13 protein-coding genes are annotated in these 14,318 nt (G+C 64.1%); 3 read left to right on the plus strand and 10 right to left on the minus strand.

Annotation, left to right across the window (positions count from 1 at the left end):
- Window positions 1-4: 4 nt before the first annotated feature.
- The 3 genes from CCOS864_RS05365 to CCOS864_RS05375 are packed head-to-tail and all read left to right on the plus strand — an operon-like array spanning window position 5 to window position 3,357.
- The gene (locus CCOS864_RS05365; RefSeq protein WP_115085379.1) at window positions 5-1,075 is read left to right on the plus strand and encodes an HlyD family secretion protein; all 1,071 of its coding nucleotides are present in this window, start codon (window positions 5-7) and stop codon (window positions 1,073-1,075) included.
- Window positions 1,072-2,526, plus strand: a complete 1,455-nt coding sequence (locus tag CCOS864_RS05370; RefSeq protein ID WP_115085380.1) for an efflux transporter outer membrane subunit — start codon at window positions 1,072-1,074, stop codon at window positions 2,524-2,526. Before CCOS864_RS05365 ends, CCOS864_RS05370 begins: the two co-directional genes overlap by 4 nt.
- 36 nt (window positions 2,527-2,562) lie before the next feature.
- On the plus strand, window positions 2,563-3,357 hold the full coding sequence (locus tag CCOS864_RS05375) for an SDR family NAD(P)-dependent oxidoreductase (protein WP_115085381.1): 795 nt from the start codon (window positions 2,563-2,565) through the stop codon (window positions 3,355-3,357).
- Here the strand turns inward: CCOS864_RS05375 and CCOS864_RS05380 are convergent.
- The 10 genes from CCOS864_RS05380 to algG all read right to left on the minus strand — a co-directional run bounded on the left by CCOS864_RS05380 (window position 3,354) and on the right by algG (window position 14,318).
- Window positions 3,354-4,178 (minus strand): SDR family oxidoreductase, encoded by an 825-nt coding sequence (locus CCOS864_RS05380; protein ID WP_115085382.1) that lies wholly within the window; start codon window positions 4,176-4,178, stop codon window positions 3,354-3,356. The two genes, CCOS864_RS05375 and CCOS864_RS05380, sit on opposite strands and share 4 nt — an antisense overlap.
- Window positions 4,179-4,190: 12 nt before the next feature.
- Window positions 4,191-4,565: a YbbN family protein gene (locus tag CCOS864_RS05385; protein WP_115085383.1), complete on the minus strand. Its 375-nt coding sequence runs from the start codon at window positions 4,563-4,565 to the stop codon at window positions 4,191-4,193.
- 83 nt (window positions 4,566-4,648) lie between these two features.
- Window positions 4,649-5,113: a multidrug transporter gene (locus tag CCOS864_RS05390; RefSeq protein ID WP_115085384.1), complete on the minus strand. Its 465-nt coding sequence runs from the start codon at window positions 5,111-5,113 to the stop codon at window positions 4,649-4,651.
- A 106-nt stretch (window positions 5,114-5,219) separates the two neighbouring features.
- A complete protein-coding gene (locus CCOS864_RS05395; RefSeq protein ID WP_115085385.1) occupies window positions 5,220-6,671 on the minus strand; it encodes a mannose-1-phosphate guanylyltransferase/mannose-6-phosphate isomerase in 1,452 nt (483 codons plus the stop codon).
- A 33-nt stretch (window positions 6,672-6,704) separates the two neighbouring features.
- A complete protein-coding gene (locus CCOS864_RS05400) occupies window positions 6,705-7,361 on the minus strand; it encodes an alginate O-acetyltransferase AlgF (RefSeq protein ID WP_115085386.1) in 657 nt (218 codons plus the stop codon).
- Between the two features lie 13 nt (window positions 7,362-7,374).
- Window positions 7,375-8,532 (minus strand): alginate O-acetyltransferase, encoded by a 1,158-nt coding sequence (locus CCOS864_RS05405; protein ID WP_115085387.1) that lies wholly within the window; start codon window positions 8,530-8,532, stop codon window positions 7,375-7,377.
- Window positions 8,533-8,543: 11 nt separating this feature from the next.
- Window positions 8,544-10,001 (minus strand): MBOAT family O-acyltransferase, encoded by a 1,458-nt coding sequence (locus CCOS864_RS05410; RefSeq protein ID WP_115085388.1) that lies wholly within the window; start codon window positions 9,999-10,001, stop codon window positions 8,544-8,546.
- A 196-nt stretch (window positions 10,002-10,197) separates the two neighbouring features.
- Window positions 10,198-11,322, minus strand: coding sequence for a mannuronate-specific alginate lyase (locus CCOS864_RS05415; protein WP_115085389.1), 1,125 nt, complete (start codon window positions 11,320-11,322; stop codon window positions 10,198-10,200).
- 7 nt (window positions 11,323-11,329) lie between these two features.
- On the minus strand, window positions 11,330-12,739 hold the full coding sequence (locus CCOS864_RS05420) for an alginate O-acetyltransferase (protein ID WP_115085390.1): 1,410 nt from the start codon (window positions 12,737-12,739) through the stop codon (window positions 11,330-11,332).
- A 13-nt stretch (window positions 12,740-12,752) separates the two neighbouring features.
- Complete coding sequence (gene algG, locus CCOS864_RS05425; RefSeq protein WP_115085391.1) at window positions 12,753-14,318, minus strand: mannuronan 5-epimerase AlgG; 1,566 nt, start codon at window positions 14,316-14,318, stop codon at window positions 12,753-12,755.

Genomic DNA, 14,318 nt, shown 5'->3' on the forward strand with positions numbered 1-14,318 from the left:
AGACATGACCACTACAACAAACCATAAAAAAACCGCCTTGCTCGTCGCCGCCCTGGTCGTTGCCGGGCTGGCGGGCGTGCTCGGCCCGATGCTGCTGGGCCACGACAGCGAGCAGAGCACCAACGACGCTTATGTGTCTGCCGACTACACGGTGATCGCGCCCAAGGTGGCCGGATTCATCAAACAGGTACTGGTGGAAGACAACCAGCAGGTCAAGGCCGGCCAGTTGCTGGCGCTGATCGATGACCGTGACTACCAGGCCGCGCTGGCGGCGGCCCAGGCGCAACTGCTGGTATCCACCGCGCAAAGCCACAATGCCCGGGCGACCCTCGAACGTCAGGTTTCACTGATTGATCAGGCTCAGGCCGCAGTCAGCGCCGATCAGGCCGAGCTGGCCTTTGCCAACCACGAACTGACCCGTCACAGCCGCCTGGCCGAGCAGGGCGCCGGTACCGTGCAGAACGCCCAGCAGGCGCGCAGCCGGGTCGATCAGGCACGGGCGCGGCTGGCCAACTCACAGGCCGCGCTGGCCGCGGCGCGCAAGCAGGTGGACATTCTCAGCGCTCAGGTCGACAGTGCCGCAGGTGGCCTCAAGCATGCCCAGGCAAGCCTGGATCGGGCGCAACTGGACCTGTCCTACACCCGCATCGTCGCGCCCATCGACGGCATGGTCGGCGAGCGTGCGCTGCGCGTCGGAGCCTACGTCAATCCGGGTGCACGCTTGCTGTCGGTGGTACCGCTGGAGCACGCCTATGTGGTCGGCAACTTCCAGGAAACCCAGCTGACCCACGTGCAGCCCGGGCAGCCGGTGCAAATCCGTGTGGATACCTTCGCCGATGAATACCTGCACGGGCGGGTCGAAAGTATCGCCCCGGCGACCGGCGTCACCTTCGCTGCGGTCAAACCGGACAACGCCACCGGCAACTTCACCAAGGTGGTGCAGCGCATTCCGGTCAAGATTGTCTTCGACGCCAACCAGCCATTGCTGGAGCGCCTGCGGGTCGGCATGTCGGTCGTGGCGAAGATCGACACTGGCGCGACCCTGGCTACCGGTGAAGAGGTCAGCGCCCGATGAAACCTGCGTTCGCCTTTTGCCCGTTGTTGCTGAGCCTGTTGGCCGGCTGCACCCTGGGCCCGGATTTCAACAAGCCTGACAGTCATGCCCCCGCCAGTTGGGCAGCGCTGCAGGAAACGCCCGCCGCCAGCCAGGCCCAGGCCGACCCGTTGGAGCAACGCTGGTGGGAAAGCTTTCACGACCCCAAGCTCAGCGCCCTGATCGAGCGCGCCAGCCAGCGCAACCTCGACCTGCAGATCGCCAGTGCGCGCTTGCTGCAAAGCCGTGCGCTACGCATGAGCATCGCTTCCGAGCAGACCCCATCGGTTGACCTGGGCGGTGGTTACAGCCGTGCGCGCAACAGTGCCGAAGGCCTCAATGACCCGTCCGGCAACAGCGGCAAGTCGGCCTTCAACCTCTGGCAGGGCGACTTTACCGCCAGTTGGGAACTCGACCTCTGGGGCCGCGTGCGCCGCCAGGTCGAAGCCGCCGATGCGGTGGTCGAAGTGGCCGAGAATGACCGTCGTGGTGTGCTGTTGTCGCTGCTGGCCGAGACCGCTGGCAACTACATCCAGTTGCGCGCCGTGCAGAGCAACCTGGTTGTTACCCGGGAAAACCTCGAGGTCTCCCGGCACAGCCTGCGCCTGTCGCAGATGCGCTTGCGCGACGGTGTCGCCACCGCCCTCGATGTGGCTCAGGCCAGTGCCCAGGTCGCCTCGATCGAGGCACGCCTGCCAACCCTGGAAGAGCGCCAGGCGCAACTGATCAACGCCTTGGGCCTGCTGCTGGCTGAGCCGCCGCGCAGCTTGCAGGCCGAGCTGCTGGAACCTGCGGCGATGCCGACGCCACAGCAACGCTTTGCCATCGGCGTGCCGTCGGAGCTGGCCGAGCGCCGCCCGGATATTCTCCAGGCCGCGGCACAATTGCATGCCGCCACCGCCAGCATCGGTGTGGCCAAGGCCGACTTTTATCCAAGCATCCGTCTGTCGGGCAATGTTGGTTTTCAGTCGATGCAGTTGTCTGATTTCGGAAGCTGGGATTCACGCCGGTTTGCAATCGGCCCGCAGTTGAGCCTGCCGATTTTCGAAGGCGGGCGCTTGCGCGGAGTGCTCAAGTTGCGCGAAGCCCAGCAGCAGGAAGCCGCCTTGCGCTACCAGCAGGTGGTGCTGCGCGCCTGGCACGAAATCGACGATGTGCTACGCCTGTACAACGCCAGCCAGTTGCGCCGCGACCTGCTTGAAGAGGCCGTGCGGCAGAACCGCATCGCCCTGCAGACCGCGCAGCAGCAATACGTCGAGGGCGCCGTGGACTTTCTCAATGTGCTCAGCGTGCAGGGCGCCTTGCTGGCCAGCCAGGAGCAGTGGGTCGAAAGCTCGGCGGCGGTGTCCCAGGCTCTGGTCGGTTTGTACAAGTCGCTGGGGGGCGGATGGCAGCCGTTCAGTGCGCCGTTGCAGACCGCCGCACAGGGCTGATCTGTCAGTTTTTTCATCCAGCGTAAGGACACAGGTATGAACATTTCATTGCATGGCAAGCGCGCGATTGTCAGTGGCTCCACCGCCGGTATCGGTTTGGCGATTGCCATAGGCCTGGCCGAGTCGGGTGCCGACGTGGTGATCAATGGCCGTAGCCAGGAACGGGTCGATCAGGCCCTGGAGCACATTCGCCTGAAGCTGCCCGGCGCTCGCGTCTCGGGGCTTGCCGCGGACCTGGGCTGTGCCGAAGGCGCCGCCCGGCTGTTTGCCGAAGTGCCGCAGACCGACATCCTGGTCAACAACCTCGGCATCTTCGAGCCCAAGGGCTTTTTCGAGCTGACCGATGAAGACTGGCAGCTGTTTTTCGAGGTCAACGTCATGAGCGCGGTGCGCCTGGCGCGGCATTACGCACCGGGCATGGCCGAGCGTGGCTGGGGCCGGGTGCTGTTCCTGTCCAGTGAATCGGCCTTGCAGATTCCGGTGGAGATGGTCCATTACGGCACCACCAAGACCGCACTGCTGGCAGTGTCCCGCGGCCTGGCGGAAACCCTCGCCGGCACCGGCGTCACGGTCAATGCCGTGCTGCCCGGGCCGACCCGCTCCGAAGGAGTCGGCGGCTTCTTCGCCAAGATGGCCGAGGAGCAGGGTGTGCCGGTGGAGCAACTGGAGGCCGGCTTCATTGCCGAACACCGTCCCAGTTCGATCATCCAGCGCCTGGCTTCGGTAGAAGAAGTGGCCAACCTGGTGATCTACCTGGCCTCGCGCCAGGCCAGCGCCACCACTGGCGCGGCCATGCGCGTCGATGGTGGCGTGGTGCGTTCAATCGCCTAGAGCGCGCGGTCCAGGCCGAAGCGTTTTTTCAGCACCCGTTGCAGCAAGCCCTGGGGCAGCCAGGCTTGCAGCAGCGGCAAGGCGCGGCTGCCGTTGCCCAGGCGCACCAGTGCCGCGGGCTCTGGCTGCTGCACGGCCTTGAGTACGCCCCGGGCGAAGTCGGCGGCCGGGGTCGGCTTGTCCTGGGAGGCGCGGGCGCGGGCACGGATGCCTTCGCGCAGCGGCCACCAGGGCGAGTGTTCTTCGATCAATTGCTCAGCTTCGCGCCCGGCGTTGCTGGCGAACTGCGAGGCAATCGCCCCGGGTTGCACTTCCATCACGCGCACACCAAACGGCGCCACTTCCAGGCGCAACGCTTCGCTCAGGGCGTGCACCGCAGCCTTGGAGGCGCAGTAGGCACCGGCGAACGGCGTGACCAGGACCCCGGAGACACTGCCGATATTCACCACCAGGCCTTTGTTCTGACGCAAGGCCGGGAACAGTGCGCGGGTGACACCGACCACGGCAAACACATTGGTCTCGAACTGCCGTCGCATGGCCTCGACCCCGCCATCGAGCAGGGGGCCCATGGCGCCGTAGCCGGCGTTGTTGATCAGCACATCGAGGCCCTGGCCGCGTTGTTCCAGTTCGCTTGCCAATTGGCTCAATGCCGCTGGGTCATTGACGTCCAGCTGGCGGGCATTGAAGCCGTTGGCGGCCAGGCGCTGGACGTCCTCGGCCTTGCGCGCCGTGGCCCAGACCTCGAAGCCGGCGTTCTTGAAGGCCTCGGCCAAAGCCAGACCGATACCGCTGGAGCAACCGGTGATCAACACGCTGGGCATGAGCTGCTGTCCTTAAGCAGGGGGAGTCGCCACGAATACTACGTCAGGAAACCGCTGCACCAGTGTTTTTTTCAGCGGCTCGGCACTGGGGCCGAGAAACCGGCGGGGTGTGCCAGGAAGGTCATACAGCAGGTAGGTCGGTACGTGTTTGACTTCCCTGTCCAGTCGCAGCGCACTGAAGGCGCTGAAGGGAATCTGGTAGAAGTCGACCTTGTCTCGATAACCTTCATCGGCCAGCGCGCTGAACTGCGCCTTGGCGCCTGCGCAGGCCGGGCAGGTATCGGAAAAAACCAGAATGGCCACTGGCCGATCCAGCTGCGTGTTGCCCTGGATACGTTCGACAAGCGCCTTGAACTCGGCCTGAACCGCTGTTGAGGTGTCCGCCATGGTCCCGCTCCCGACGCTGGAAATGTGAGTGTCTATTCAACACGGCTTCGGGGTGTAGGTAACCTGGCAAAAATATCAGGTGCTCAGTCGGCGAAACTGCCTTGCAGGTGCTCGGCGCGGTAGTCGACGCTCTGTGGCCGGTAGCCGGAACGCAGCGGCGGCAATGGCAGGCACTCCTGCCAGCTGGCGCCGGGTTGCAGCTCGCCCGGGCCGCGGTAGCGCGGGGCGGCATAGGTGTTTTCGGCAAGGTTGACGGTATCGCCGGGGGCATAGGCTGCTACTCGCCAGCGCAGCTCCACTAATGGCACCGAGTTGCCGTTGTTGATGTGGACTTGCAGCGGGCGATCGGCCGGGCATTGCTCCGGGGCGTAGGTCAGGCGCAGTTCCAGGCGGGCCAGCTGGTTGGCTTCGCGATTGTCCAGCCACACCACCCACAACGCCACCAGCCCCAGGCCGAACAGCGCTGCCAGGGAAATCGGCAGGGCCTTGGCCGGGTAGCGCAGCAGCAGGACCAGCCAGGTAAGGATGAGCAGGGCGCCGATGAACATGGAGCGAACCTTGTGTGCGGGTATTCTTTCATCCTAACCAAAAAGCATCGCGGGGCAAGCCCGCTCCCACAATGTGTAGGAGCGGGCTTGCCCCGCGATTGGGGTTTTACTGCGCGATGGTCTTGATCGAAATCCCGCGCTCGATCGGTGTCGAGCGCCCGTAGACATCTTCAAAGCGCTCGATATCGTCTTCGCCCAGGTAGCTGCCCGACTGCACTTCGATGATCTCCAGCGGGATCTTGCCCGGGTTGCGCAGGCGGTGCACCGAGGCGATCGGGATGTAGGTGGATTGGTTCTCGGTGAGCAGGAACACGTTCTCGTCGCAGGTCACCTCGGCGGTGCCGGACACCACGATCCAGTGCTCGGCGCGGTGGTGGTGCATCTGCAGCGACAGGCTGGCGCCGGGCTTGACGGTGATGTGCTTGACCTGGAAACGCCCGCCCATGTCCACCGAGTCGTACGAGCCCCACGGCCGGTAGACCTCGCAGTGGGTCTGGGTTTCGCTGCGGCCCTGTTCGTTGAGGGTGTTGACCAGTTGCTTGACGCCCTGAACCTTGTCCTTGTGGGCAATCATCATGGCGTCCTTGGTCTCGACCACGACGATGTTCTCCAGGCCGATCACCGACACCAGCTTGCCGTTGCCGTGGATCATGCAGTTGTGGCTGTCCTGGACCACCACATCACCCTTGGTCACGTTGCCGTTGTGGTCTTTTTCATGCACGTCCCACAGCGACGACCAGCAACCGACATCGCTCCAGCCCGCCGACAGCGGTACCACGCAGGCGCGCTGGGTCTTCTCCATTACGGCGTAGTCGATGGAATTGTCCGGGCAGCAGGCGAAGGTGGCTTCGTCGATGCTCAGGTTGTCGCCGTCTTCCGCGCTGCGCTCCAGGGTCAGCAGGCAGGTGTCGTAGATGTCGGCATCGTGCTTTTTCAGCTCTTCGAGGAAGCGGCTGGCGCGGAACAGGAACATGCCGCTGTTCCAGAAGTAGCCACCCGCCCGCACGAACTCGGTCGCGCGTTTTTCGTCCGGCTTCTCGACAAACTGCGCCACCCGGCTGACGCCTTCGGGCAGCAGTACGTCCTGGCTCGACTTGATGTAGCCGTAGCCGGTTTCCGGCTTGGTCGCCGGGACTCCGAACAGCACCATCTCGCCGCGCTCGGCGGCCACGGTGGCCAGGGCCAGGGCCCGCTGCAGGGCTTTCTGGTCGTTGATCACATGGTCGGCCGGGAGCACCAGCATCAGCTCGTCACGGCCTTCGTTGACCAGTTTCATCGCGGTCAGCGCCACTGCTGGCGCGGTGTTGCGGCCGAAGGGCTCCATGAGGATGCCCTGGGTTTCGAGTTTCAGGCTTTGCAGCTGCTCGCTGACGATGAACTTGTGGTCCTTGTTGCAGACCACGATGGGGGCGTCCATGCCGTCGAACACCAGGCGCGAGAGGGTCTGCTGGAACAGGGTGTGTTCGCCGGTCAGGGCCAGGAACTGCTTGGGGAATTGCTTGCGCGACAGGGGCCACAGACGCGAGCCGCTACCACCGGACAGAATGACTGGAATCATGGGTGTTCTCCAAAAATAGAAATAGGCAGGTGGTTAACGGGTGGATACCGGGCGCTTGACCCAGACCGGCGACAGGTTGCTGCCGGAGCCGGTGACATACAGCACCGCCGCTTCGCCGCGCTCCAGAGCCACAGGCTTCAGATCGCTGACTTTCTTATCGCCTTCATACAGCGCCAGGCTGACCTTGACCGGGTTGATCTCACGCTCGCCACGGGCCTTGGCGGCCACCGGCTTGACCACTTCGGTCTTGCCGTCGGCGGTCTTCAGGGTCAAAGCCTGGTTACTGAGGTTCTGTACCCGCACCAGGGATTTCTGCTTGTTCTTGAACGGCGGCTCCTCGACCAGCTGCGGCTGGCCCGAGGTGTTGTTGACCAGGGTGTAGTAGTGATCGGCGGCGAGCTTGACCGGCAGGCTCTGGCTGCCGACCTTGGCGCTGTAATCGCCCTGGGGCATGAAGCTGAAATCACTGCTGCCCTGGGCGGCCACTTCGTTGATCTGGGTATTGCCGACGCTGGCGCTGACCGGCTGGGCACCGGCGTTGTAGATGCGCACGAAGGTCGAGCCTTTCGGCGCGGTCGGGCCATACAGCGCGGCGTCGGCGCCGGCCAGGGCTTGCAGCGAGAGCAGGCTCAGACCGGCGGCCAGGGCGCAGGCTTTGGCGATGCGGAGCTTTTGGGTATGCAAGGTCATGTGCGTTTCCTCTTCAGTTTTCCGTCCGATGGGACGACAGGGCCAGGTCTTGATTGGCATTGCGGGTTTTTTTCAGCTGCGCGATCCACTGCGGATCGAATGCGCTGAGGTCGTTTTTCATTGGCAGATAACGTTCCGGGAACTCCCAGATCAGCACTTGCGGCGCGCTGTTCTTGAAGGCGTCGGTTTGCAGGTACTTGAGCATCGGCAGCAGCGGGCCATGACCGTCTTCGGCGTAATTGACCACGTCGCTGCGCAGCGCTTGCTGCAGGGCACCGAGGAAGTTCCAGCTGGGGTTGGCGCTGTAGCTGGTGCCGATCAGTGCCACCGGGATTTCGTTGTCGGCGAACAGTGCGTCGCCGTTTTCACCTTCAGCCTGGGCCGGGCGGGTGCTGCGTTGTTGCAGGGTGTCCGGCGGCGGCAGCAGGTTGCTGAACAGTGGGTCGAGCGGCAGGAAGTTGGTCAGGTCGCCTTTGTACGGCGCGCTCTGGCGCTGTTCGGTGACGAACTGCTGCGGCTCGCCGTTGAGCAGGGTCTGGCGCGCGACGGCGGCGGCCAGGTGCTGGGCGACCACTTCGGCGCCCATGGGCGTCCAGTGGGTGTCGGTACGCAGGAACACCTGGCCACGGGCCTTGGCCTCCTGCAGCGGCGCCAGCAGGTCGGGGGCGAACACGCCGGCCTGGCGGGCCTGGGCGTGGAACTCGTTGTACAGGTCGGTGTGCAGGCTGGCCGGGGTCTGTTCGCCGACGTACTCCGGATACAGCCGCGCCTTGGCCGGCACGATTGCCAGTACCAGCTGTACGCCACGTTGCTGCAGGGTGTCGCGCACACCGCGGATCAGCGCGAGGTTTTCCTGTTCGAACTGGTCGCTGTTGGCCACCGGCTTGAACTCCTCGTCACTGAACAGCCAGTGCTCGCGGCCCAGTACCACGCCTGGGCGGCCTTCGTTGAACAGCTTGAAATCCAGCGCCGCCCACAGGTTGGTGCCGATGCGCTTGAGCGGGAACTGCTCGTCGTAGTGGGTCTCGGCGGCCTTGGCCAGCTTGCCGTCGAGGGCGGTCATCTGCGCGGTGCGCTGGAAGCTGCCCAGGCCGCCCAGCGACCACAGGCCCAGGCCCAGCAACAGGGCGAGGAACAGCAGGGCGTAGAGTTTGCGTAATGATCGGGTCATGGTCGGCTCGCTCAGAACTGGAAGTAGAGGAACGGCGAGTAGCTTTGCGCCGAGAGCTTGAGGATCGAGGCCACGAACAGCAGCAGCACCAGCGCACGGGTGGCGTACAGGCCCCAGTCCAGGCTCAGGCTGCCGTCGGCATGGACCGCCACCGGGCTGGCCTTGGGCTCGGGCCTGGCGTTGCGATAGAAGTCGCGCAGGCCGAAGTACGCCAGGGTCACGTAGGCCAGTACCAGGGTCGCCACTTGCAGGCCGGTGAGGTTGGCGCGGTTGAGTTCCGACAGCTGCCAGTCACCGAAGCTGAACATGGCGCCATACATGCGTGCGGCGACGTGCAGGTTCTCGGCGCGGAAGATTACCCAGCCCATCACCACCAGCAGGAAGGTGAAGGCCCAGCGCACCAGGTTGAAGCGTTGCGGCGCGGCGTTGATGCCCAGGGCCCGTTCGATCGCCAGCCACATGCCATGCCAGGCGCCCCAGACGATGTAGGTGAAGTTGGCGCCGTGCCACAGGCCGCCCAGGAGCATGGTCAGGAACAGGTTGCGGTAGGTGGCGAAGGTACCGCCGCGGTTACCGCCCAGGGTGATGTACAAGTAGTCGCGCAGCCAGGTCGACAGGCTGATATGCCAGCGCCGCCAGAACTCGGTGATCGACTGGCTGATGTACGGTTGCTTGAAGTTTTCCATGAAGCGGAAACCCATCATCAGGCCCAGGCCGATGGCCATGTCGCTGTAGCCGGAAAAGTCGAAGTACAGCTGCGCGGTGTAGGCCAGGGCGCCGAGCCAGGCGTCGCCGGTGCTCGGGTTCTGCAGGGCGAAGCAATGGTCGGCGACCACCGCCAGGGTGTCGGCGATGAACACCTTCTTGATGAAGCCCTGCATGAAGCGCGTGCAGCCTTCGGAGAACTTGTCGAGGGTGTGGGTGCGGTGGTTGAACTGGTCGGCCAGGTCCTTGAAGCGCAGCACGGGGCCGGCGATCAGGTGCGGGAAGATCGCCACGAAGGCGGCGAAGTCGATCAGGTTGCGGGTCGCCGGGGTGTCGCCGCGGTACACGTCGATGATGTAGCTGATCGACTCGAAGATATAGAACGAGATCCCGATCGGCAGCAGCACATGGGTGAGGATGAACGGCTCAAGGCCGAACGAGGTCATGATCGCGTTGATGCTGTCGACGCCGAAATTGGCGTATTTGAAGTAGCCGAGGATGCACAGGTCGACCCCCACGCCCAGCAGCAGCCAGCGCTGGGCCGGTTTGGTGCGCACGCCGGCGGCGCCGACTTTCAGGCCGATCCAGTAGTTCCACAGGGTGACCCCGGCGAACAGCGCCAGGAAATCCACCCGCCACCAGGCATAGAACACATAGCTGGCCAGCAGCAACAGGGCGTTGCGATAGCGTTGCCCGCTCAGGTAGTACAAGCCGAGAAAGATCGGCAGGAACAGGAACAGGAACACGTTGGATGAAAACACCATCCCGATCTCTCCTTGTCGTTATCAACCGGGGCAACAGCCCCCCAAACCCCCCGTGAAACCTCCCGGGAGAAACCAGATCAAATCTTTGCCTTGCACCAACCCTGTGGGAGCTGGCTTGCCAGCGAGGCGTCGTATCTGACACACCGCGGTGTTCCGATCGCTGGCAAGCCAGCTCCCACAGGGACAATGCAGATCCTTACTTTTTCTGTTCGGCCTGCGGGTCGTAGACCCGGGTCAGGTCGCCGCCCAGGCGGAAGCTCTTGAACGGCTGCATGTCGTGCTTGCGCCCGAGCACGTCGCTGTTGCAGCGGTAGAGGCTGCACCAGGGTTCGAGCCAGGCGTATTTGCTGTCGATCTTCAGGTCGTCCATGTCCTGTTTCTCGCCGTTTTTGGCTTTGAACGGGCTCGGGTCTTTGGCGCCGGCCAGCACCCGATCACCCAGGCGCTTGAGCGCGCCGTTGTTCTCGGGACGCACATCGACGCCGTTGGCCTGGGCGAAGCTGGCGATCATCGCCAGCGGCGGCAGGGCATAGTTGTGGTAGGCCAGGGCGCGCTGCTTGCGCTTGAGCTCGTTGGGCAGGAAGCCCTGGGCGTCGACCTGGTTGGCGGCTACCCGGTATTCCTTCAGCGACCAGTCGAACAGGTCGCGGCGGTCAGTGGCGACGGCGGTAGCCATCACCGACCAGGCCGCCCAGTACGAGTGGTTGTTGATCTTCTCCAGCGGCAGGTCGCTCCAGTCCTTGACCACCTGATCGGCCAGGCGCCCGAACCATTTCTCGATCAGCTCGGCCTGCTGCTGGTGCGCCGCCAGGGGCTGCGAGTTGGAGAACTTCAGGCGCAGCCAGGCCGAGCTCAGGCTGCCCAGCGCCCATTTGCGCATCGACTTGCCGGTGTGGTTGTAGTCGGTGGACATCAGCGCATCGGCGCTGGCCCAGCTGCTCAGCCACTCGAGGGTGCAGTCGAGCTGCTGTGGGCGGCCGTCGCGCATGTACTGCATGACCTGCTTGCTGACCCCGCGCTCAAGGGTGGTGATGTTCGCGGTGGAGTCGCGGAAGGCTTTTTCCGAGGCTTTGTTCAGGGTCGCGCGGGACTTGTCCGAGCCTTCGTACTTGCTGCGAAACTGCAGCTTGCCGGTGTAGGGCCGGGGGATGGCTTCGCACTTGAAGTCGCTGTCGCCGGTCTTGAGTTTCTCGATCCCGGCGTAATAGCCCTGGGGGGGGACCAGCCCGGCGGCCTGCGCGGCCGAGCCGAACAGGGCCAGAGCCAGTGCGAGCACCTTGAAGCAGCCCGCTCCCGCAGGGGATGTGCTGAATGTGTTCATAAGCACCTCAGTTTCGTTTGCACAGCGTGGCTGCGACTTTCTGGCTGCCGCTTTCCGGCCCCTGGACTTCGACAGCGAGCAGGGTCTGGGCAGCCCAGTCCTCATCCTCGCGCAGCTCGAAGGCGAAGCGGCCATCGGTGTCGGCGGTTTCCGGCTTCTCGATCTTCAGGTCTTCGTGACGACCGTTCAGGTACCAGAGGGTGGCTTGCAGGGTCTTGACCGACTTGTCTTCGAACTGGATATCCAGTTGATGACGGCCATTGGTCAGGTCCTTGATCACGCCATTGCGGCCGTTGACCATCAGTTCGTTCTTGCCCGGCTTGAGTGCGGTGTTGGCGCTCAACTGCGCAGGCTTGCCTTCACAACCGTTGTCGATCAGGGCGAGCATCTGCCGCCAGATGGTTTCCTGGTCCAGGCGGTACAGCGGCGAGAACTCCCAGATGAGGATCTTCGGCGGGTTTTTCTGGAAGTCTTCGCTGCCCAGGTACTGGATCATCGAGCCTTCCAGGCCGCCGCCAGGGAAGGCGACGTTGAGCACGTCGGCGCCGATGTATTGCTCGAGGAAGCCCGAGAAGTTGTAGTTCTTGCCGCTGTGGCTGGTGCCGACCAGGGTGATCTGCGGGTTACCGGAGTCGCCGAACAGGTCGCCGCTGCCACTCTCGCCCTTGGGCTCGGTGACGAACTGGTCCATGTACTGCACCGCGTAGCTGGTGCCGCACAGTTGCCCGGCGACGTTGTGCAGGGTGCCGGTCTTGCCCATGCGCCCGGACTTGTGGCTTTCGAACTCGCGCTTGGGCACGTCGGCGAAGGCCGCCATCTTGTGCACGCTGTCGGCGACGATCTTCGCCGCGCGCTCGGCGCCGTACGGCGTCCAGTGCTGGTCGCCGCGGAAGTAGAAATCCTTGCCCTGGTCGGCGGCGGCCAACTGTTCGTTGGTCAGCGGCGACAGGTCGGGCACGGTGTAGCCCATCTTGCTGAAGCGCCCGAGCATGGCCTGGTAGTTCTGCAGCGCCTTGGCGTAGTTGAACGCGGCCTTGTCGGCGGGCTTGAGCATGTTGCGGTTCACCAGGCCGCGGGTTGGCTGGTAGACCACCACCAGTTCCACGCCCTTGGCCTTGAACGCATCGTGCAACTGCTGCAGGCGGCGGTAGCCGGCTGGCGTGGTGTCGAACTCGGTGCGCAGGTCTTCGCGGGTACGGAACAGCCAGTCGCCCTGGGCTTGCACCAGGGTGGTGAAGTTCTGCTGGTAGCGGGTGGTGTAGCGGCTGGCGTCGTGGGCCTCCGGGCACAGCTGGCAGCACGGCTCGGCGCTGAAGCTTGGCGCCTGGACCTGCTCGGCCGACGCCTGGGCACTGATGGCGAGCAGGGCGGCGGCAAGTCCGGAAAGGCTCAGCAGCTTGGTCAGTTGTGGTTGCATAGAATTGGCTTCCTCAGTCCAGCATTTCGGTCTGGCGCTCGACCGGATCGATCAGCACGGCTTTGCCCTGGCGCACCATCAGGTCGAGAATCTCGTCCTGACGCTCGCCCAGTACCCCGGAGAAACTGATGCCGCTGGCCTTGCTCGGGGCCAGCATCGAGACCCGGTACAGCTCCACGCTCAGCGGCGAGTCGATCGACAGCGGGCCGCTGCCGTTGGCTGCCAGCTCACCGCCGACGACGATCAGCGAGACCTTGGTGTCGAACGGATCGAGGGCGATGTCGCGGTCGGTTTCGGACAGGTCCTTGATGTGCCCGTAGACCCCGACCAGGCCGTTGGCCATGGCGATGTTCTCGTACAGGCGGATGTTCACGCTGTTGCGCACACGGATGCCGTGGCGGCGGTTGCTGATCAGCTTGTTGCCCCAGATCAGGTTGTCGCCGCTCTCGTACAGGGTGATGCCGTCGGTGTGGTTGCGGTAGATCTCGTTGTAGGCGATCAGGTTGTTGACGCTGTTACGGTCGATCACCACGCCCGAGAGCTTGTTGTCATAGCTCTTGTTGTTGATGATCCAGCTGTCGTTGACTTCGCGCGAGACGATGATGCCGTGCTTCTTCTTGGTCCCGTACACGGTGTTGCCGGCGATGATCAGCCGGTGCGAACGGTCGTGGGGGTCGATGCCATAGACGATGTTGTCGCGGTAGGTACTGTCCTTGACCACGAAGTCGCTGGTCTCGTAGCAGTAGAAGCCGTACCACATGTCGCTGAACTCGGAGCCGATGATCCAGCCGGTGGGTTCCGGGCGGCCCATCTGCTTGGCCATGTTCGGCGTGTACTGCGAGATGCTCACGCCGTAGGACTTGCTCTTGGCGTAGCCGAAGCTGGCCATCTTGCTGTTGACGATGTAGGTCTCGGTGCCACCCCACGACAGCAGGAACGGGCGAAACTCCTTGGGCGAGCGGAAGGTCGCCGGGCCGTTGTCCTTCTCGCGCCAGCCGGTCACTCGGGTGTCGCTGACGAACAGCTTGCCGTCATTGACCAGGAACGCGCCGCCTTCCTGGGACAGGCGCAGTTCTTTGACCTTGGCGTCGATCTCCAGCACGCCTTTTTGCCCGACCACGATCGGCAGGCGCGCCAGGTACACGCCCGGTGCGGTTTCGCGCAGGTACTGGCTGGGCACCTGCTTGCTCAGCTCGGTGAAGTCGACATGGCCGTCGTCGATGAAGATCGCCTGGGGAATGCCATGCTGGCGCGCCACCCATTCGGCCATCTTGTTGTCACCGCCGATGAACTCCTTGAGGCTGTTTTCCTGGAGCATGCGCCGGACCGAGACCTTGCCCTTGCGCTTACGGTCGATCTTGTTCTGCACGGCATCGTAGGTGTAGCCAGACAGGTCCGGCAGGGTCGGCGCCGGGATCTGCAGCGGCTCGATCGGCGCGCTGCTGACCGTGTAGGTCTTGGCCTGCTGCAGCTCCTTGGCCACCGGCGTCGGCGCCTGGCCGTTGGCCAGGGCGATGCTGCTGGCCAGCAGCAGGGTGCCGGCCAATAGGGCGTGGAGCTTGTTCGGTTGATGGCTCAT

Source organism: Pseudomonas wadenswilerensis, from assembly GCF_900497695.1.
In the GTDB taxonomy this organism is placed as follows: Bacteria; Pseudomonadota; Gammaproteobacteria; order Pseudomonadales; family Pseudomonadaceae; genus Aquipseudomonas; species Aquipseudomonas wadenswilerensis.